This window comes from Janthinobacterium breve, assembly GCF_051380895.1.
Taxonomy (GTDB): Bacteria; Pseudomonadota; Gammaproteobacteria; order Burkholderiales; family Burkholderiaceae_D; genus Janthinobacterium.
This window is the reverse complement of record NZ_JBNYXY010000004.1, coordinates 296,423-314,921: the sequence shown is the minus strand read 5'-3', so window position 1 is coordinate 314,921 and position 18,499 is coordinate 296,423. Positions and strand designations below refer to the sequence as shown.

Here is an 18,499-nt window from a genome sequence, read left to right as displayed (position 1 = left end):
GACGATGTGGACTGGACCCTAAAGGACCATTTTATCTTATTGCGCCGCACCATGCGGGAACAGCCTTAGCCCGCCTAAGGTTTAAGCACCTCATCCGCTACCATAGCAAATACGGGAAAGCCTTCTTTTACATGAATAAAAAACCAGAATCAATGATTTTTTGACGCAAAAATGCCAAGAATCGGACTCTGCTACAAACTATCAAACTGCCAAAAAATGGGCTAAACAGGCGTTGCAGCCAGCCCCATTCAGGCCAGCATTTGCCCGATCCGGTGCCATACGCCATCGGGCACGTACAACAGCAAGCCCGTCATGGTCAGGTAGCGCGCGCACTTGCCGATGGCCATGTAGGCCACGCTGGGCCAGAACGGCAGCTTGAGCCAGCCCGCCAAGGTGCAGAGGGGATCGCCCACGATGGGCAGCCAGGCCAGCAGCATGGTCTTGGCGCCATAGCGGGCCAGCCAGCGGAACCAGCGCGTGTCGCGTTCCTTGGCGAATGCCTGCTTGGCACGGTAGCCCATCCAGTAGTCGACGATGCCGCCCAGGGTATTGCCCAGGGTGGCGACGCCGATGGCGGCCCAGAACAGCGCGGGATTGGCCTTGATGACGGCAAACACGGCCGGTTCCGAGCCGAGCGGCAGCAAGGTGGCGGAAATAAAGCTGATCAGAAAGACCGATGTCAGCCCGACTTCCGGCGCTGCGATCAGCTGCAGCAGCCAGGCGATTGCGGATTCGATCATTGAACACTTCGCGATGCAGTAAGGCTCTCCATTATAATGAAGAGCAGCTTGCGCGCCGCACAATCCGCGCCAACCCGCCAGGGCTCACCGGCCCCTAGTTCCACAGAGCATTATTTGTCGCCAGGCTATCCGCCGCCGCGCCGCCGCTATCGACCGACACGCTCCAGTACCTTTCTGGCCCAGAATCACTTGCTAGCAGACTATGAACATCGACTACCTCAAGAAAATCCTGACCGCCCGCGTCTATGACGTCGCCACCGAAACGCCGCTGGAACTGGCCCCTGCCCTGTCGCAGCGCCTGAACAACCAGATTTACTTCAAGCGCGAAGACATGCAAAGTGTGTTCAGCTTCAAGATTCGCGGCGCCTACAACAAGATGGCCCAGCTCAGCGATGCGGAACGCAAGCGCGGCGTCATTTGCGCCTCGGCCGGCAACCATGCCCAGGGCGTAGCCCTGTCGGCCGCGCGCATGGGCTGCCGCGCCGTCATCGTCATGCCCACCACCACGCCGCCCGTCAAGATCGACGCCGTCAAGGCGCGCGGTGGCGTGCATGTGGAAATCGTGCTGCACGGCGAGTCTTACACGGATGCCTATAACCACGCGCTGACCCTGGAAAAAGAACAGAAGCTGACCTTCGTGCACCCGTTCGACGATCCGGACGTGATCGCCGGCCAGGGCACGATCGGCATGGAGATCCTGCGCCAGCATTCCGGCCCCATCCACGCCATCTTTGTCGCCATCGGCGGTGGCGGCCTGATCGCCGGCGTGGCTGCGTACGTGAAACAGATTCGCCCCGACATCAAGATCATCGGCGTGCAAACGGTCGATTCGGACGCCATGGCGCGCTCGCTGAAAGCGGGCGAACGCGTCACGCTGCCCGACGTGGGGCTGTTTTCTGACGGCACGGCCGTGCGCCTGGTGGGCGAGGAAACCTTCCGTTTGGCGCAGCAATATGTCGATGAAGTCATCATCGTCGACACGGACGCCATCTGCGCCGCCATCAAGGATGTGTTTACGGATACGCGCTCGATCCTGGAACCGGCCGGCGCACTGGCCATCGCGGGCGCCAAAGCCTACGTGGAGCGGGCCAGCCTGAGCAAACACCCCATCGTCAACCAGACGCTGGTCACCATCGCCTGCGGCGCCAACATGAATTTCGACCGCTTGCGCTTCGTCGCCGAGCGTGCCGATCTGGGCGAGTTCCGCGAAGCCGTGTTTGCCGTCACCATGCGCGAACAGCGAGGCAGCTTCAAGCGCTTCTGCTCGCTCATCGGCGCGCGCAACGTGACGGAATTTAATTACCGCATCAGCGATGAAAAAGCCGCGCACGTGTTCGTCGGCATTCAAATTGCCGACAGGCATGAATCGAGCGTGCTGGCGAAGACTTTCGAGGAACACGAATTCAAGACGCTCGACCTGACGCACGACGAGCTGGCCAAGTCGCACATCCGCCATCTGGTCGGTGGCAAGAGCCGCCTGGCCCAGGATGAGCTGCTGTACCGCTTTGAATTTCCCGAGCGCCCCGGTGCGCTGATGCGCTTCCTCGACAGCATGGCGCCGAACTGGAATATTTCCCTGTGTCATTACCGCAGCCAGGGCGGCGACGTGGGCCGCATCCTGATCGGCCTGCAAGTGCCACCCGACGAGATGGGAGAATTCGCCCGCTTCCTCGACACCCTGGGCTACCGTTACTGGGATGAAAGCAGCAATCCTGTGTATAAATTATTCCTGGGGTAAATGGCGCAGTAACCCAACTGCAAATGCTGGGGTCAGACCCGTCGGGTCTGACCCCGGTCCTTGCCGTTGGGTTGAAATAAGCTACCATTCACCCTTCACAGAATTTGTAGCCACGCCACCATGACCACCACCAACGACCTCGCCGAACAATCGCCCCTGGGAAAAAGCTCCGCCTACCGCAGCGATTACGCACCGGAACTGCTGTTCCCGATTCCCCGCCAGGGCAAGCGCGATGAACTGGAACTGCACGGCACACTGCCCTTCTTTGGCCTCGACATCTGGAATGCGTATGAACTGTCGTGGCTGAACCAGCGCGGCAAGCCGCAAGTGGCCATTGCCAAGGTCAGCGCGCCAGCCGATTCGCCGAACATCATCGAATCGAAATCGTTCAAGCTCTACCTGAACTCGTTCAACCAGACCAAACTGGACAGCCCTGAAGCCCTGTTGATCTTGCTCAAGCAGGATTTATCGAACGGTTTTGGCGCGCCCGTGCAAGTGGAACTGACCTTGCAGGAAGATTTCGGCAAGCTCAAAATGGGCGAGTTCGATGGCGTGCTGCTCGACCGCCTGGACCTGGAAATCACGCAATACTCGCCTTCGCCGCAACTCTTGAAGGCAGCGCTGGACGAAGCACCGGTGGAAGAAAAACTCGTCTCGCACTTGCTCAAATCGAATTGCCTGGTGACGGGCCAGCCGGACTGGGGCAGCGTGCAGATCGAATATGCAGGACCACAGATCGACCAGGAAAGCCTGCTGCGCTACCTGATTGGTTTTCGCGAACACAATGAATTCCATGAGCAATGCGTGGAGCGCATCTTTGTCGATATCTTGCGCCAGTGCAAGCCGCAAAAACTGTCCGTGTATGCGCGCTATACGCGCCGCGGCGGCCTCGATATCAATCCGTGGCGCAGCAACTACAGCACGGGCGCGATGCCGGGCAACCTGCGTAATGCGCGCCAGTAACACCGCGCAACACCTTGAAATCATGCCAACAGGAATGTTGACTGTGTTTTAAAACAACGTTGCAGTAGTGCCCCAGAGCATGCCAAAGACGCTGAAAAATCGGAAAATTGGCATTCGGCGGCGGAAAAACCGGCGCGCCGCGTGTTTTTAATCAAGAAATAGCCGATACACTCCAGTGTTGGTTTTTTGCCAAAACGATGGCGACATGGGCTGTAGCGCGCACTGCGCCCGCAGCGGGCGTATACTGTTGAGAATTGGCGTTACAGGCCGCGGAAACAGGCCTATAATTCGGCTCGCAAGCCCTCTGCGCATTGCACCATTTCATTGAGTGTCATGACTAATCTTAGCAAAATACTATCCCTCGAAAACGTCCTGCTGGACCTGGAAGTCTCCAGTAAAAAGCGCGCCTTCGAGCAAGCCGGCCTGATCTTCGAAAACAATTACGGCATCGCCCGCTCTACCGTTTCGGACAATCTGTTTGCCCGCGAACGCCTGGGCTCGACAGGTCTTGGCCATGGCGTGGCCGTGCCGCATGGCAGGGTCAAGGGCAGCAAGACCCTGAAAGCGCCGCTGGGCGCCTTCGTGCGCCTGGCCGAGCCGATTCCCTTCGAGTCGCCCGATGGCAAGCCCGTGAATCTGCTGTTTTTCCTGCTGATTCCCGATCATGTCACCCAGCAACATCTGGAAATTTTGTCGGAAATCGCCGAAATGTTTTCCGACGATGCCTTCCGCACGGCGCTGGCCACGGATCCGGAACCGAAATCCGTGCATTCGCGCATCGTCAATTGGCAACCCAGTCTGCAAGCGGCGGGTTAAACTTCAGGTATTCCTCCACTCCTGAAGAAGACTGCCATGTTGCAAACGCCGCTGACGATACAACGCCTGTACGACGATAATCGTGAAAGTCTGCAACTAGGCTGGTTCGCCGGCTTCCCCGGCGGCGAGCGCCTGATCTCGGGCGATGTCTCGTCGGCCGCCGACCAGGTGGGCCACTTGAACCTGATCCATCCGGGCCGCATCCAGGTCTTCGGCCACCAGGAAATCAATTACTACCAGCGCCTGAAGGTCAATACGCGCACCCATGTGATTGGTGAACTGATCGCCGGCGGCCCGCCCGCGCTGATCATCGCGCAGGGGCTGGAAACCCCGCCCGACATCCTCGCCATCTGCGACGAGCAAAACATTCCCCTGTTCTCCACCCCGCTGCCTGCCGCGCAAGTGATCGACTTCCTGCGCGTCTACCTGTCGAAAAAGCTGGCGCAGCGCATCATCATGCATGGCGTGTTCATGGACGTGCTGGGCGTCGGCGTGCTGATCACGGGCGACTCTGGCCTGGGCAAGAGCGAGCTGGGCCTGGAATTGATATCGCGCAGCCACGGCCTGGTGGCCGATGACGCCGTGGAATTCTCGCGCATCGCGCCCAACATGATCGAGGGCCGCTGCCCGCCCCTGCTGCAAAACCTGCTGGAAGTGCGGGGCCTGGGCTTGCTCGACATCAAGGCCATCTTTGGTGAAACGGCCGTGCGCCGCAAGATGCGCTTGAAACTGATCGTGCATCTGGTGCGCCGCAACGCGCTGGAAGAAGAAGTCGAGCGCCTGCCCTTCCTGTTCCCCACGGAAGACGTGCTGGGTTTGCCCGTGCGCAAGGTCGTCATCCCCGTGGCCGCCGGCCGCAACATCGCCGTGCTGCTGGAAGCGGCCGTGCGCAACACGATTCTGCAGCTGCGCGGCATCGACACTTTGCAGGAGTTCATGGAAAGACAAAGACTTGCAATGAGCGGGGACTAGTCTGCAAAGCGTCCTCGCTCTTTTGTTTAACCAACACGACAGTCAAAATTGCAATAATTTGTAAAGATCATTGCCTCGGGAGCAGAGCGCCTAACTTTATTGTATGATCGGCCTATGCATATCGTCCTTATCACCGGAATATCCGGCTCCGGTAAATCCGTCGCGCTCAATGTGCTGGAAGATACCGGCTACTATTGTGTCGACAACTTGCCACCGGCCTTGCTGCCCAGTTTGGTGCAAACGCTGCTCGACGAAGGGACACCGCAACTGGCCGTCGCCGTCGATGCCCGCAGTGCCGAGTCGCTGACCAGCCTGCCACACAATGTGGCGCTGCTGCGCGACCAGGGGCACGACGTCAAAGTCATGTTCTTGACGGCGACCACGCATTCGCTGGTGGCGCGTTTCTCCGAAACACGGCGCAGCCATCCCCTGTCGCACGAATTGCGTCCGAATCAGAATCCAGCCAGCCGCCGCACCCTGATCGAGTGCATCTCGGAAGAGCGCGAACGCCTGTCTGCCATCGAACAGCTGGGCCATGTGATCGACACCTCGGAATTGAGCGCCAACAAATTGCGCGCCTGGATCAAGGATATCGTCGCCTCCGAACGCGCCCCGCTGACCCTGTTCTTTGAATCGTTTGCCTTCAAGCTGGGTGTGCCGCTGGACGCCGATTTCGTCTTCGACGTGCGGGCGTTGCCGAACCCCTATTACGACCTGGCGCTGCGCCCGCTCGACGGACGCGACGCGCCCGTGATCGCCTTCCTCGACGCGCAGCCCAGCGCGCTGGAACTGCTGGCCGACATCCGCGCCTTCATCGAAAAATGGTTGCCGTCATTCAAGTCCGACAACCGCAGCTACCTGACGGTGGCACTGGGCTGCACGGGCGGCCAGCACCGCTCCGTGTACATGGCGGAACGGCTGGCGCAGTATTTCGGTCCGAATGAACGGGTCGTGCTGCGCCACCGCGAACGTAGCTAGAACGCCAATAAAACCTACTGCGCGTCGGTATAGATGGTCTGCGATGCTCACTGTGCATAAAGCACAGTTCCGCTTCTCAACCACCTCTCCCTTCCGCTCGCTACGGTTTTATTCGGCGTTGTTAATTCAGCTGGTAAAGCGGATGCGCTTGCGCCGGCCAGACGGGGGCAAAGAAACGCGCCACCATGGCCGCGTCGACCTCGTCCAGGCTGCCAGGATTCCAGCGCGGCGCATTGTCCTTGTCGACCACCAGCGCGCGCACGCCCTCGAGCACTTCGCCATGCTCGAAATTGTGGCGCACCACGCTGCGCTCCATGCGCAGGCAATCTGCCACGCCCAGATGGGCGCCCCGCTGCAGCAATTCCAGTGTCACCGACATCATCAGCGGCGAACGCAATCGCATGGCCGCCAGCGCCTTGCCGGCGAACGCACTGTCGTCCTGCGCCAGCGAAGCCATGATGGCGGCCACCGAAGGGGCGCTGAAGTGGCGGTCCAGCGCCACGCGCGCCGTGGCCAGGGCAGAAACGCCCGCCTCGGCCTGGAACGGTGCGGCCAGGGCCTTGATGGCCACCGGCAAGGCCTAGCCCGGCGTCGATTCAAACAGGGCCAGCAGCGCCCCCATCCGCGCCTCGGGCAGGTACACATCGGCCAGGTCCGTGTACAAGGCATCGGCCGCGTTGATCGTCAGACCTGTCAAGCCCAGGTACAGACCCAGCTGGCCCGCCAGGCGGGACAGGAAATAGCTGCCACCCACGTCCGGGAACAAGCCAATATTGACTTCCGGCATGGCCATGCGCGTGCGGCCCGTAACGATGCGCAGGCGGTTGCCGGGCCCGGCTTGCGCCACGCCCATGCCGCCGCCCATGACCACGCCATCCATCACGGCAATATACGGTTTTGGATAGAAATGAATTAAATGATTTAAGGCATATTCTTCCGTAAAGAAATCTTCCAGCTGGGCGCTGCCCTCTTGCGGCGTGGCCAGGCCCGCATCATAAAAGAAACGGATGTCGCCGCCGGCGCACAGGGCTTTTTCACTGCTGGAGCGAATGAAGACGGCGTCCACCTGCGGATCGTTGCGCCAGCCCAGCAAGGACGCGCTCAGGACCCGCACCATGTCCAGCGACAGGGAATTCAGGGCTTTCGGGCGGTCGAGCACGATATGCCCGGTGCGGTTGCGGATGGAAGTCTGGACGAAGTCGCTCATGGCAGGCAGGAAAGAAGTAAAAGTGCAAACATTCTAGCGCCTTCAGACGGAACATTGCATTCCCATGGTGCTACCCGACAAGGGCGACAGGCGCAAAAAAGGGCGCAATGTGCGCCCTTAGTTGATCACAACCGGTTCAAAGTCGCAGGCCGCTTAAGCGGCGGCGAATTCTTCGTCCGAGTTGTCTGGCAGATGCTTGATCGCCTCTTTACCGTGCCCTTGCACTTTGGTTTTGTACTTCATCACTTGCCTGTCCAGCTTGTCGATCAGGGTATCGATCGCGGCATACAGGTCTTGCGCCAGGCTTTCCACGTAGACGGTCTTGCCGCTCAGACGCAGGTTGACTTCGGCCTTTTGACGTTTTTCTTTCTCTTTGAGGTTATCCACGGTCAGAATCACGGCAATATCGATGACTTGATCGAAATGACGTTTCACGCGCTCCAGCTTCGTTTGTACGTATTCACGGATGGCTGGTGTGACTTCGAGATGATGTCCGCTGATGGTGAGATTCATACACACTCCTAAAGATGATCGGGTTCATGCGGTCCATCGTATCCGGCCCGCAGAGGAACCGAAAAAAACTTACAAACACTTACGCAGGCTCACTGGCGGAATTTTCAACGCTTCCCGGTATTTGGCAACAGTACGTCGCGCAATCACCATGCCTTGCTCCCCCAGCATGTCCGCAATCTTACTGTCGGATAAAGGATTCTTAGGGTCTTCTGCTCCTGTCAGTTGCACGATCAATGCCCGTATCGCCGTCGATGACGCTTCGCCCCCCGCTTCGGTGGCGACGTGGCTACCAAAGAAATATTTCAACTCGAACATGCCATGCGGGGTCAACATGTACTTTTGAGTTGTTACCCGCGAGATAGTACTCTCGTGTAAACCCAGTGTATCAGCTATTTCACGGAGCACAAGGGGGCGCATGGCGACGGCCCCATGCGAGAAAAAGTTCTTTTGTCTTTCTACTATCGCCTGCGCCACGCGCAGGATCGTGTCGAAACGCTGGCGCATATTCTTAATCAGCCACTTGGCTTCCTGCAACTGTGCGCCCATGGCGCCCTCGCCCTTGCCCTGCTTGAGCAAGTTGGCGTACATGGCGTTCACGCGCAAGCGCGGCATGACGTCATTGTTCAGGGTGACTTGCCAGCCATTGCGCGCGCGCTTGACGACGACGTCGGGCACCACGTAATCGGACACGTCCGAGGCGAAGACGGCACCCGGATGCGGATTGCACTGGCGAATCACGGTCTGCGCTTCGCGCAAGTCTTCCTCGTCGCAATCGAGGGCTTTTTTCAGCTTGTTGAAATCGCGCTGGGCAAACCAGGTCAGGTGCTTTTCCACGATAACGAGGGCCATGCGCCGCGTCACCATGGCGATATGCGGCAAACGCTTGATTTGCAGCGCCAGACATTCGGACGCATTGCGCGCGCCTACGCCGGGCGGATCGAAACTTTGCAGCAGAGACAAGGCCGTGCGCATCTCGTCAGCGTCGATTTCCAGCTCTTGCGGCAGGCGCGCCAGGATGTCGTCGAGCGTCTCTTCCAGGTAGCCATTGTCGTCGAGCGCGTCGATGATCAGCTCGACCAGCGCGCGGTCGCGCAATTCGAGCACCGTCACGCGCATCTGCTCCATCAAGTGTTCGCGCAGAGTGCAGTGATGGGCTTCGAGTTGCGGGCGGGAATCTTCGTCGTCGGGCGCCTTGCCACGGCTCGCCTCGCTCCAATCGCTGTCGCCGCCATCCGCTGCGGCCGGGCTGTCGCCCGCCTCGCCATCAAAGGTTTCCGCTTCGGCCGGCGCCGCGGGCGCCTCCTGGCCTGGCGGCTGCGGCGGTGCTTCGGCCGGCGCGGCCGTGGAACTCAAGGCGCCGTCGGACAGCAGGCGCAGCGAACGGTCAAGCGGATCGTCGAGGCGCTCGAGCAAGGGATTGTCCGTCAGCAATTGCTCTAGCTCCTGGTGCAATTCCAGGGTAGACAATTGCAACAGGCGTATCGATTGCTGCAACTGCGGCGTCAGTGCCAAGTGCTGCGAAGTGCGCAGCTGCAATGATTGTTTCATTGGCTCACATGCGGAAGTGTTCGCCCAGATAGACCCGGCGTACCGACTCGTTCGCGATGATGTCGTCGGGGCGTCCCGACGCCAGCACCGAGCCCTGGTTGATGATGTAGGCACGATCGCAGATACCCAGCGTCTCGCGCACATTATGATCGGTGATCAGGACGCCGATATTGCGCTCCTTCAAGAAACGCACGATACGCTGGATCTCGATCACGGCGATAGGGTCGACGCCGGCGAACGGCTCGTCGAGCAGCACGAAACGCGGGTCGGTGGCCAGCGCGCGGGCGATTTCCACGCGGCGCCGCTCGCCGCCCGACAGGGACAGCGCCTGGTTCTCGCGCAACTTTTCAATCTGCAAGTCGGCCAGCAATTTATCCAGGCGCTCCTCGATCTCGGCCTTCTTCAGGGGACGGCCTTCGACGGTCTGGATTTCCAGCACGGCGCGGATATTGTCTTCCACCGTCAGCTTGCGAAACACGGATGCTTCCTGCGGCAGATACGACAGGCCCATCTGCGCGCGGCGGTGGATGGGCAGGCGGGAAATATCCACGCCGCTGATATCAATGGTGCCGCCGTCCGACGGCACCAGGCCGACGATCATGTAGAACGAGGTGGTCTTGCCGGCGCCGTTCGGGCCCAGCAAACCCACCACTTCGCCGCACTCGACTTGCAGCGAGACATCATGTACGACTTGCCGCTTGCCATAGGTTTTTTGCAGCCCGCGAACGATCAGGGTGCTGCCGCAACGTGTATTGTCCATTATTTCTTTCCTGGCGCGGGCGTGGCCGGCGCTTTCTCCGCCGCCGGTGCCTTGGGCTTCGGCTGGATCACCATGCGCACGCTGCCGCCATCCGGGGTGCTGGTGCCGCTATTCGAATTTTCCATCGCAAATTCTTCCTTGCGGCTGTCATACGAGATGAAGGCGCCATTGGCCACGTCAGTCACTTTTGTGCCTTCCAGGCGCGTCAGCTTGGCCCTGGAAAACAGTTTCACCACTTCCGTCTTGTTGTCGTATTCCACGCGCTCCGCTTCGCCTTCCACCCACAGGTCGCCCGCGCCATCGCGCTTCTGGCGGAAGGTGGCCAGCTTGCCGGGATCGGCCCAGAAGGTAATGAACTGGTAGCCTTGCGGGTCTTCCGTGATCAGGGCCCGGCCCGCCTTCATGGTCAGGGTACCCTTGACCAGCACGACGTCGCCCGTCAGGGTACGCACCTGCTTGACGTCGTCGACATGGCCGCTACGTGCCGTGATGACGGCTTCCTTCTCGGAATCGGCCTTTTCGGCATGCGCCACGCCCATCATGGCCAGAGAAAATACGGTCAACAGCAAGATGTTCTTCATAGTATGGTTTCCTTGTTTCATTCTGTCATTTTGCCGCCGCGGCCGGGCGCGGTTTCGGCGGGAGGACCATGCGCAGCGCATTCTGCACTTCCACCACGCCGGTGGCGTTATTGGCCTTCATGCCTATGCCATTGATGCGCGAGGCGCCCGTCAGGATATCGACAGGCACGTCCGTTTCCATTCTTTCCTCATCCGGGAACACCGTCAGCGCTTCCGTCTTGACTGTCAGGTTCTGCGCCTTCGGACTGGCCACCCGGTCGATCACGACATTGCGGTGCAGTTGCAGCCGGGTATTGTCCTGGTCGATATGCGCCAGTTCCGCATTCATGTTCATCGGCGGCATGCCGGGCGTGAGCTTGCGCACGAAAGGCTGGTCGATATCGGATGAGTCGTCCAGCGGATAATGCGTGAGCTTGATGCCCGACACGATGTAGCTGGGCTTGCCCGTCAAGTCCATGCGCACCAGGCTGAAATTGGTGATGAAATAGTCTGGCTCATCCAGATGCTTGCTGGCCGTGATGTCCTGGGCATTCTTGTTCATCACTTCCAGCAGCCAAAAACTGCCCAGCGCAAAGACGACGGCCCCCAGCACCGTAAAAATCATGCGCCAGCGATGGGCGCCTCCTGGCTTACGCATAGGGTTTCACTCTTTCAAATGTCACTGGCGGCGAGGCAATGCGCCTCACTCCAGGAACGGCGCCATAACGCGCGCATAGTTATCCTGGGCGCGCAGCAGGAATTCACAGATCTCGCGCACCGCGCCGCGGCCGCCGCCTGCCTGCGTCACATGGTGCGCCAGTCCCTGCACTTCCGGACGCCCGCCCGGCACACTGACGGCAAACCCCACGCGGCGCAGGATGGGCGCATCGATGACATCGTCGCCGATATAGCCGCATTGCTCTTCCGTCAAGCCCGTCAGCGCCAGCAGTTCGCGAAACGGCGTCAGCTTGTCGTGACCTCCCTGGTGTACATGGGTAATGCCCAGGTCTTGCGCGCGGCGCGCCGTGATGGCCGAGCGGCGCGCACTGATGATGGCCGTCTGCACGCCCGATTCCTGCAGCAGCTTGATGCCCAGGCCATCATACACATTAAACGTTTTCATCATCTCGCCATCGGGGCCGAAATGCAGGCTGCCGTCGGTGAGCACCCCATCGACATCAAAGATCATCAGTTTGACCTTCGCCGCGCGCGCCAGGTTGTCCGCTACGCTGTCCATCAAATCACCTTCGCTTGGGTCAGATCATGGATATGCAGGGCGCCCACCAGCTTGCCGTCGGCATCGACGACCAACATCTGGTTGATGCGGAACTGCTCCATCACGGCCACGGCGTCGACGGCCAGGCGCTCGGGCGCAATGCTGCGCGGCTGCGCATGCATGACGTCGCGGATCGCCACTTGCGTGAAATCCTGCACGCGCTCGAACATGCGGCGCAAGTCGCCATCGGTAAACACGCCCACGGGGCGGTCATCCGCATCGACGACGGCCGTCATGCCCATGCCCTTCTTCGTCATTTCTTCCAGCGCCTGCAGCAAGGAAGCGTCCACGGCTACCTTGGGTACCCGTTCGCCGCTGCGCATGACGTCATGCACGTGCGTGAGCAGGCGGCGGCCCAGGGCGCCGCCCGGGTGCGAGCGGGCGAAATCTTCTTCCTTGAAGCCGCGCAAGTCGAGCAAGGCCACGGCGATCGCGTCGCCCAGGGCCAGGGTTACGGTGGTGCTGGCCGTCGGCGCCAGGTTCAGCGGACAGGCTTCTTTCTCAACAGAAATATCCAGGTGCACGTCGGCCAGTTGGGCCAGGCTGGAGTTCGGTTTGCCCGTCATGGAAATGAGCACGCCGCCCATACGCTTGACGACGGGCATGATGGCCATCAGTTCCGACGATTCGCCGGAGTACGATATGGCAATAAAAGCATCGTCCGAGGTGACCATGCCCAGGTCGCCATGGGCCGCTTCGGCCGGATGCACAAACAGGGCCGGCGTGCCGGTGGAAGCGAGGGTGGCGGCAATCTTGCGCGCGATATGGCCGGACTTGCCCATGCCGGAGACGACGACACGTCCCTTGCATTGCAGCAACATCGCCACGGCGCGGCCCACGCTGTCGTCCGTGGCCAGGCGCGCGCGCAGCGCAACGATGGCGTCGGACTCGATCTGCAAGGTGGTGCGGGCCAGCGCGACGGCGCGCTCGGTCGTCGCTTGCATGTCAATTCGATCAAAAGCTTTCAGCATTGTTTTTTCATGGGTTACACTCATGCCCAAAGTATAAACGAATTAGGAAAGCAAAAAACTTGCCAGTCACAACAAACAACGATTTCCATTGACCGTACCGGGCAACCCATGTTTTCCTCGCTTGAACTGACCCTGATGTTACTCGGCAGCGCCGTGCTGGGCGTGGTCGCTTTCAGAATGTTGCACTTGCCGCCCATGCTGGGCTACCTGGCCGTCGGCATCGTCATCGGCCCCCACGCGCTGGGCCTGGCGGCGGAAAACGAGGCCAGCCATACCCTGGCCGAGTTCGGCGTCGTCTTCCTGATGTTTTCCATCGGACTCGAATTCTCGCTTCCCAAATTTCTCGCCATGCGGCGCATCGTCTTCGGCCTTGGCATGGCGCAGGTGGTCACCACCATCGTCGCCACCGTCGTCTTCGGCTGGTTCGTCGGGCGCTACCTGTCCGCCTACATCCACCTGAGCTGGCAAGCCGCCTTCGCCCTGGGTGGCGCGCTGGCCATGTCGTCAACGGCCATCGTCTCGAAAATGCTCACGGAACGGCTGGAACTGGAAAGCGAACACGGCCGCAAGATCATCGGCATCCTGCTGTTCCAGGACCTGGCCGTCGTGCCCCTGCTGATCCTGATTCCCGCCCTCACGCGCGATTCGGACAACCTGGCCGAAACCCTGGCCTGGGCGGGCGGCAAGGCCCTGGTGGTCCTCATTTTGCTCTTGTTCATCGGCCAGAAGCTGGTGCGCGGCTGGCTGACCATCGTCGCCAAGCGCCGCTCGCAAGAATTGTTCATGCTCAACCTGCTGCTGATCACGCTGGGCGCGGCCTGGATCACGGAACGGGCCGGGCTGTCGCTGGCCCTGGGGGCGTTTGTTGCCGGCATGCTCATTTCCGAGACGGAATTCAAGCACCAGGTGGAAGAGGATATCAAACCATTCCGCGACGTGCTGCTGGGCCTGTTCTTCATCACCGTCGGCATGCTGCTCAATATCCGCGTGGTACTCGACAACTGGTGGCTGGTCTTGCTGCTGCTGTGCGGGCCCGTGCTGCTGAAATTCGCCCTGATCGCGGGCCTGGCCCGCCTGTTCGGCTCCAGCAACGGCGTGGCCCTGCGCACGGGGCTGGGACTGGCGCAGGCGGGCGAGTTCGGCTTCGTGCTGCTGAACCTGGCGGGCGGCATCAAGTTGATGGACCCGTTCGTCGTGCAGGTGGTGCTGGCCTCGATGGTGCTGTCGATGCTGGTGGCGCCCTTCCTCATCGCCAAGTCCGACGCCATCGTCATGAAACTGGCCGCCAACGACTGGATGATGCAATCGCTGGCCCTGACGAAGATCGCCACGCGCACCATGGCCTCGCAGAAACACGTGCTGATCGCCGGCTTCGGGCGCAGCGGGCAAAGCCTGGCCACCCTGCTGGCGGAAGAAAAGATCGAATACCACGCGCTGGACCTGGACCCGGAACGGGTGCAGGAAGCGCAGCTGGCCGGCGCCCATGTGTCGTATGGCGACGCGGGCCGCCGCGAAAGCCTGGTGGCGGCCGGCATCTACCGGGCCAGCGCCGTGGTGATCACCTACGCCAACACGGCCTCGGCACTGAAGTTATTGCATTTACTTAAAGAAATGGCGCCGACCTTGCCCGTCATCGTGCGCAGCCACGACGATACCGACCTCGACCAGCTGAAAAGCGCGGGCGCGGCCGAAGTGGTACCGGAATTAATGGAAGGCAGCCTGATGCTCGCTTCGCACGCGCTGATCATGATGGGCGTGCCCCTGCGCCGCGTGGTGCACCGGGTGCAGGCGGCGCGCGAGGAGCGCTACGCCTCCTTGCGCGGCTATTTCCACGGCTCCAGCGACGCGGGCGACGATGCCGAACTGGAACGCCTGCATACGGTCACCGTCAACGAGGGCGCGCTGTGCGTGGGCTTACCGTTGAGCACAATCGACGTGGCCGGCTGCGGCGCGTTTGTGACGGCCATCCGCCGCGGCCGCGGCAGCCTTGATGTTACCCCCGAGACGCAGCTGGCCAGCGGCGATGTGATAGTGCTGCGCGGCACGGCAGACGCTGTGGCCAAGGCAGAAACATTGCTATTGAAATAATCAGCCGATCTTGGTCAGCCGACCTGCACCTGCCAGTTGACGACCTTGTTGCGTCCGCCCGCCTTGGCCTGGTACAGGGCCTGGTCAGCGTGCGCCACCAGTTGCTGCGCCACCGTTTCGATGGGTAGCAGCGCCGCGTCCACCTCAAGGCTGGCCACGCCGATCGACACGCTGACCCACGCTTGCGCGCTGCCCGGCAAGTCAAACATGGTGCCGGCGATGCTGGCGCGGATGCGTTCGGCAACAAAGGTCGCGCTGTCGAGGTCGGCGTCGATCAGCAGGACGACGAATTCTTCGCCGCCGAAGCGGCCCAGCGCATCGGAGCGGCGCAATTCCGTGCGGATGCGCTGGGCCACTTCGCGCAGCACTTCATCGCCGCCCTGGTGCCCATGCGTGTCATTGACCCGTTTAAAATGGTCGATATCGATATACATGCACGAAATACAATAATTCTGGCGCCGCGCGCGGGCGATTTCTTCCAGCAGCCGGCGGTCGATATAGCGCCGGTTATAGACGCCCGTCAAGGAATCGGTCAAGCCGATGTATTTCAGCATTTCATTGCTAATCACGTTTTCCAGGCAAATGGCGATGATGGAAGCCATGTGCTTGATGAAATCCGTGCCCAGCGAGGGCGTAAAGCGCGTCACGTCGCCGCTGGCCAGGTTCAGGCTGCCGATCAGGCGCTTGTTGCGCAGCAAGGGCACCAGCGCCACGCTGCGCAGGGGAGCGTCGATCTGCGGAAAGCGCGGGCCATGCACGCGTGCATCGAACTGTCCCAGCAGCGGCAACGGCGGCAAGGCCGCTTCCCCCTCGGCCACGGGCGCCGGCGGAGCAAAACCCAGCTCCGCCACGGCATGCACGAACAGCAACTGCGGAAAGGCGCTGAAATCAACGCCCAGCTTTTCCATCACCAGCACGATATCGTCATCCTCGTCGAGCAGGCTCAGGGTGACGCCGTCGAGGTCGGAAATCACGGGCAAGGTGCGAAAAATGGTGCCGATCAATTCGGGAAACGTGGACGCGCTGACGATTTCCAGGTCGAACGCCTGGTGGCGGCACATGATGTCATGGTTGCGCTCGACCTGTTCCAGCAGGAAAGCCATGCGCGCGCGCAAGGCCTGATTTTCGGCTTCGAGGCTGGCAATGCGCGGGTCCGGCGGTATTGCTTGATTCATAGAAACCTTAAACCCTTCTGTACGGGCGCCATGCTTAAAATGCCAGTTCGAAACCGATGTCCTGCCCTACCACGATACGCTCGTCGCCGCCGTCGGTGACGATGGCGTTCATGCCGAAGCAGATGGCGCCATCGAGCTCGGGCTTGGCGCGATAGCCATGCATCACGTCGAGCGGGTCCGGTCCGGGCACGCCCGTGGCCTGGTCCACCGACGGAATCGGGCAACGTGAGCACGGCTTGACAGGTTTTAATATGGTGGAGCCGAATTGCAGGAACTCGGCGTAGTCTTCTTCAAAGGCAGCGATATCGCCGATCACCAGATTGGGGCGGAACCGGTTCATCGGCAGCGCCTCGCGGCCGGCGGCGCGCAACTTGTCATTGACGTCGTCCAGCGAGGCACTGCCGGCGATCAGCACCGGGTAGCCATCGGCAAACATGGTCGAGGCCGCCACGCCGTCCGTCCAGGTGGTGCTGGTGGCGCGCACCACGTCCGGGTGAAAGCGCACCAGGCGGCACGGCACGCCGATGGCGTTGGAAAACCAGGTGGCCGTGACCTCGTCGCAATCGTAGGCGCGCACGGTATCGTCCCACACCTGCACCTCCAGCATGGGCGCGCGTTGCGGATGCGGCAAGCCCAGCTCAATTTCCAGGCGCAGCATGCCCGGCGCGCGCAACTCCAGCGTGGTGGCCTTGATGGACGGCACGATCAGCGCCATGCGCGGATGTTCGCGCTGGGTCAGGAAGCGGCCCTGCGGATCCACCACCATCCATTCGCGGTCGAACACATGCTCGCTCATCAGCCCGGAATGCGTGAGCACTGCCTCCTGCAAGTGGATGCCGGCGCACGATTTGATGGGATACAGGATGATGTCGGACAGGATAGCCATGGCCAGGGGACAAGGAACAGTGTTGCTGCTTCTGCCAGGAAGTTATTCAGAAGCGAAGTATGGCAGCAAAGCGGGCAAGCGTAAATCAGCCAGGCTCAGCCAATGAGGCTGGCCTGGCGCGACAAGGATCAATACGTGTAGAAAATGCGCTGGATTTCTTGCGTACTGTTGGTCTTGGTCAAGGCCAGCATCAGCAGGATGCGGGCTTTTTGCGGGTTCAGGGTGTCGGAGACGACACTGTCGAGTTCATCGTCGTTGGCTTCGCCATTGCGCGCCACGATGCCCTGGCCGACGCGGCTAGCACGCACGATCAGCACACCCTTCTGGCGCGCTTCCGCCAGGGCCGGCTTCATTTGCGCGGCCACGCTGCCATCGCCCACGCCCGCGTGGATGATGCCTTTGGCGCCCGCGGCAATGAAGGCGTCCATGCCGACCCGGTTCATGTTGGCGTAGCCATACACGATGTCCACTTGCGGCAGAGCATCAAGCTTGCTGATGTCAAATTCCGATTCCAGCGTGTGCTTGCGTGTCGACTGGCGGTAGAAAAAGGCCTTGCTGCCCTGGATGTAGCCGAGCATGCCCAGTTCCGGCGACTTGAAGGTGTCGGTCGTCGAGGTGTTCGTTTTGGTGACTTCGCGCGCGGCGTTGATCTGGTCATTCAAGGCCACCAGCACGCCCTTGCCCACGGCTTCTTTGCTGCCGGCCAGCATCACGGCGTTGTACAGGTTGATGGGACCGTCAGCCGAGATGGCGGTCGACGGACGCATGGCGCCCACCACCACCACCGGTTTATGGCTTTTCACGGTCAGGTTCAGGAAATACGCCGTTTCCTCGATGGTGTCGGTGCCGTGCGTGACGACCACGCCATCGACATCGTTCGAGGCCAGCAGCACGTTGATGCGCTTGGCCAGTGTCAGCCAGTGTTCATTGCCCATGCTTTCGCTGGCGATCTGGAACACTTGCTCGCCTTTGACATTCGCCACTTTTTTCAGTTCCGGCACGGCCGCGATCAAGCGCTCGACGCCCACGGTGGCCGAGGTGTAGCCGACGGTGGTGGTGCTGTCGGCACCGCTGCCGGCGATGGTACCGCCCGTGGCCAGGATCACCACATTCGGCAATTTGACGGCCGCTTGCTGCGCGCGCGCCGGGGAAGCGGCGATAAAGCCCATCAGCAAGGTAGCCAGCATCAGCTGTGCACAAGAATGGAATTTGCGTGAAAACATGGTGCTCCCGTGAGGTGTACTGTCAAAAATAACAAAGTCGTGTGCAAATTATATGTCATCCATGCCGGGGAAATATCCAATTCAT

At 60.8% G+C, this 18,499-nt stretch carries 17 protein-coding genes and 1 pseudogene; 6 read left to right on the top strand and 12 right to left on the bottom strand.

Annotation, left to right across the window (positions count from 1 at the left end; translation table 11 throughout):
- Window positions 1–248: 248 nt before the first annotated feature.
- Window positions 249–740 carry a YqaA family protein gene (locus ACQ4W0_RS09445; RefSeq protein ID WP_215406733.1) on the bottom strand — a complete coding sequence of 164 codons (492 nt, stop codon included), beginning with the start codon at window positions 738–740 and terminating at the stop codon, window positions 249–251.
- Window positions 741–942: 202 nt separating this feature from the next.
- On the opposite strand from ACQ4W0_RS09445, the gene ilvA reads away from it, so the two are divergent.
- The 5 genes from ilvA (at window position 943) to rapZ (ending at window position 6,207) form a co-directional block, all read left to right on the top strand.
- Entirely contained in the window at window positions 943–2,478 is a 1,536-nt protein-coding gene (gene ilvA / locus ACQ4W0_RS09440; protein WP_436576486.1) for a threonine ammonia-lyase, biosynthetic, read from the top strand.
- 120 nt (window positions 2,479–2,598) lie between these two features.
- Window positions 2,599–3,441, top strand: a complete 843-nt coding sequence (gene queF / locus ACQ4W0_RS09435) for an NADPH-dependent 7-cyano-7-deazaguanine reductase QueF (RefSeq protein WP_436576485.1) — start codon at window positions 2,599–2,601, stop codon at window positions 3,439–3,441.
- A 333-nt stretch (window positions 3,442–3,774) separates the two neighbouring features.
- Window positions 3,775–4,257, top strand: a complete 483-nt coding sequence (locus ACQ4W0_RS09430) for a PTS sugar transporter subunit IIA (protein ID WP_071079718.1) — start codon at window positions 3,775–3,777, stop codon at window positions 4,255–4,257.
- A gap of 36 nt (window positions 4,258–4,293) precedes the next feature.
- The gene (gene hprK, locus ACQ4W0_RS09425) at window positions 4,294–5,229 is read left to right on the top strand and encodes an HPr(Ser) kinase/phosphatase (RefSeq protein WP_034753337.1); all 936 of its coding nucleotides are present in this window, start codon (window positions 4,294–4,296) and stop codon (window positions 5,227–5,229) included.
- Between the two features lie 114 nt (window positions 5,230–5,343).
- A complete protein-coding gene (rapZ, locus tag ACQ4W0_RS09420; protein WP_035824128.1) occupies window positions 5,344–6,207 on the top strand; it encodes an RNase adapter RapZ in 864 nt (287 codons plus the stop codon).
- 121 nt (window positions 6,208–6,328) lie between these two features.
- On the opposite strand, the pseudogene ACQ4W0_RS09415 reads toward rapZ, so the two are convergent.
- The 8 genes and pseudogenes from ACQ4W0_RS09415 to ACQ4W0_RS09380 all read right to left on the bottom strand — a co-directional run bounded on the left by ACQ4W0_RS09415 (window position 6,329) and on the right by ACQ4W0_RS09380 (window position 13,066).
- Window positions 6,329–7,414: pseudogene (locus tag ACQ4W0_RS09415) on the bottom strand (enoyl-CoA hydratase/isomerase family protein).
- A 153-nt stretch (window positions 7,415–7,567) separates the two neighbouring features.
- Entirely contained in the window at window positions 7,568–7,927 is a 360-nt protein-coding gene (gene hpf / locus ACQ4W0_RS09410) for a ribosome hibernation-promoting factor, HPF/YfiA family (protein WP_436524180.1), read from the bottom strand.
- A 69-nt stretch (window positions 7,928–7,996) separates the two neighbouring features.
- Window positions 7,997–9,475 (bottom strand): RNA polymerase factor sigma-54, encoded by a 1,479-nt coding sequence (locus ACQ4W0_RS09405; RefSeq protein ID WP_436576484.1) that lies wholly within the window; start codon window positions 9,473–9,475, stop codon window positions 7,997–7,999.
- Between the two features lie 4 nt (window positions 9,476–9,479).
- On the bottom strand, window positions 9,480–10,235 hold the full coding sequence (gene lptB / locus ACQ4W0_RS09400; protein ID WP_071079722.1) for an LPS export ABC transporter ATP-binding protein: 756 nt from the start codon (window positions 10,233–10,235) through the stop codon (window positions 9,480–9,482).
- Window positions 10,235–10,816, bottom strand: a complete 582-nt coding sequence (gene lptA, locus ACQ4W0_RS09395) for a lipopolysaccharide transport periplasmic protein LptA (protein ID WP_436576483.1) — start codon at window positions 10,814–10,816, stop codon at window positions 10,235–10,237. Before lptA ends, lptB begins: the two co-directional genes overlap by 1 nt.
- 25 nt (window positions 10,817–10,841) lie before the next feature.
- Complete coding sequence (gene lptC / locus ACQ4W0_RS09390; RefSeq protein WP_436576482.1) at window positions 10,842–11,453, bottom strand: LPS export ABC transporter periplasmic protein LptC; 612 nt, start codon at window positions 11,451–11,453, stop codon at window positions 10,842–10,844.
- A gap of 45 nt (window positions 11,454–11,498) precedes the next feature.
- Window positions 11,499–12,032 carry a KdsC family phosphatase gene (locus ACQ4W0_RS09385; RefSeq protein ID WP_096233521.1) on the bottom strand — a complete coding sequence of 178 codons (534 nt, stop codon included), beginning with the start codon at window positions 12,030–12,032 and terminating at the stop codon, window positions 11,499–11,501.
- Complete coding sequence (locus ACQ4W0_RS09380; RefSeq protein ID WP_436576481.1) at window positions 12,032–13,066, bottom strand: KpsF/GutQ family sugar-phosphate isomerase; 1,035 nt, start codon at window positions 13,064–13,066, stop codon at window positions 12,032–12,034. The genes ACQ4W0_RS09385 and ACQ4W0_RS09380 overlap by 1 nt, the downstream gene beginning before the upstream one ends.
- 84 nt (window positions 13,067–13,150) lie before the next feature.
- On the opposite strand from ACQ4W0_RS09380, the gene ACQ4W0_RS09375 reads away from it, so the two are divergent.
- Complete coding sequence (locus ACQ4W0_RS09375) at window positions 13,151–15,130, top strand: cation:proton antiporter domain-containing protein (RefSeq protein ID WP_436576480.1); 1,980 nt, start codon at window positions 13,151–13,153, stop codon at window positions 15,128–15,130.
- A 14-nt stretch (window positions 15,131–15,144) separates the two neighbouring features.
- Here ACQ4W0_RS09375 and ACQ4W0_RS09370 read toward each other — a convergent pair whose 3' ends face one another.
- From ACQ4W0_RS09370 to ACQ4W0_RS09360, 3 genes are all read right to left on the bottom strand, one after another.
- Window positions 15,145–16,305: a GGDEF domain-containing protein gene (locus ACQ4W0_RS09370; protein WP_436576479.1), complete on the bottom strand. Its 1,161-nt coding sequence runs from the start codon at window positions 16,303–16,305 to the stop codon at window positions 15,145–15,147.
- 34 nt (window positions 16,306–16,339) lie between these two features.
- Complete coding sequence (locus tag ACQ4W0_RS09365) at window positions 16,340–17,191, bottom strand: MOSC domain-containing protein (RefSeq protein WP_436576478.1); 852 nt, start codon at window positions 17,189–17,191, stop codon at window positions 16,340–16,342.
- A 128-nt stretch (window positions 17,192–17,319) separates the two neighbouring features.
- Window positions 17,320–18,414 (bottom strand): type II asparaginase, encoded by a 1,095-nt coding sequence (locus tag ACQ4W0_RS09360; protein ID WP_436576477.1) that lies wholly within the window; start codon window positions 18,412–18,414, stop codon window positions 17,320–17,322.
- Window positions 18,415–18,499: the final 85 nt, after the last annotated feature.

Excerpts from the sequence above, each read along its gene's own strand:
- rapZ (WP_035824128.1), top strand. The coding sequence starts at position 5,344 with ATGCATATCGTCCTTATCACCGGAATATCCGGCTCCGGTAAATCCGTC.
- ACQ4W0_RS09360 (WP_436576477.1), bottom strand. The coding sequence starts at position 18,414 with ATGTTTTCACGCAAATTCCATTCTTGTGCACAGCTGATGCTGGCTACC.
- ACQ4W0_RS09375 (WP_436576480.1), top strand. The coding sequence starts at position 13,151 with ATGTTTTCCTCGCTTGAACTGACCCTGATGTTACTCGGCAGCGCCGTG.
- hprK (WP_034753337.1), top strand. The coding sequence starts at position 4,294 with ATGTTGCAAACGCCGCTGACGATACAACGCCTGTACGACGATAATCGT.
- ACQ4W0_RS09365 (WP_436576478.1), bottom strand. The coding sequence starts at position 17,191 with ATGGCTATCCTGTCCGACATCATCCTGTATCCCATCAAATCGTGCGCC.
- hpf (WP_436524180.1), bottom strand. The coding sequence starts at position 7,927 with ATGAATCTCACCATCAGCGGACATCATCTCGAAGTCACACCAGCCATC.
- ACQ4W0_RS09370 (WP_436576479.1), bottom strand. The coding sequence starts at position 16,305 with ATGAATCAAGCAATACCGCCGGACCCGCGCATTGCCAGCCTCGAAGCC.
- ilvA (WP_436576486.1), top strand. The coding sequence starts at position 943 with ATGAACATCGACTACCTCAAGAAAATCCTGACCGCCCGCGTCTATGAC.
- ACQ4W0_RS09385 (WP_096233521.1), bottom strand. The coding sequence starts at position 12,032 with ATGGACAGCGTAGCGGACAACCTGGCGCGCGCGGCGAAGGTCAAACTG.
- ACQ4W0_RS09380 (WP_436576481.1), bottom strand. The coding sequence starts at position 13,066 with ATGAGTGTAACCCATGAAAAAACAATGCTGAAAGCTTTTGATCGAATT.
- lptC (WP_436576482.1), bottom strand. The coding sequence starts at position 11,453 with ATGCGTAAGCCAGGAGGCGCCCATCGCTGGCGCATGATTTTTACGGTG.
- ACQ4W0_RS09430 (WP_071079718.1), top strand. The coding sequence starts at position 3,775 with ATGACTAATCTTAGCAAAATACTATCCCTCGAAAACGTCCTGCTGGAC.
- queF (WP_436576485.1), top strand. The coding sequence starts at position 2,599 with ATGACCACCACCAACGACCTCGCCGAACAATCGCCCCTGGGAAAAAGC.
- lptB (WP_071079722.1), bottom strand. The coding sequence starts at position 10,235 with ATGGACAATACACGTTGCGGCAGCACCCTGATCGTTCGCGGGCTGCAA.
- lptA (WP_436576483.1), bottom strand. The coding sequence starts at position 10,816 with ATGAAGAACATCTTGCTGTTGACCGTATTTTCTCTGGCCATGATGGGC.
- ACQ4W0_RS09405 (WP_436576484.1), bottom strand. The coding sequence starts at position 9,475 with ATGAAACAATCATTGCAGCTGCGCACTTCGCAGCACTTGGCACTGACG.
- ACQ4W0_RS09445 (WP_215406733.1), bottom strand. The coding sequence starts at position 740 with ATGATCGAATCCGCAATCGCCTGGCTGCTGCAGCTGATCGCAGCGCCG.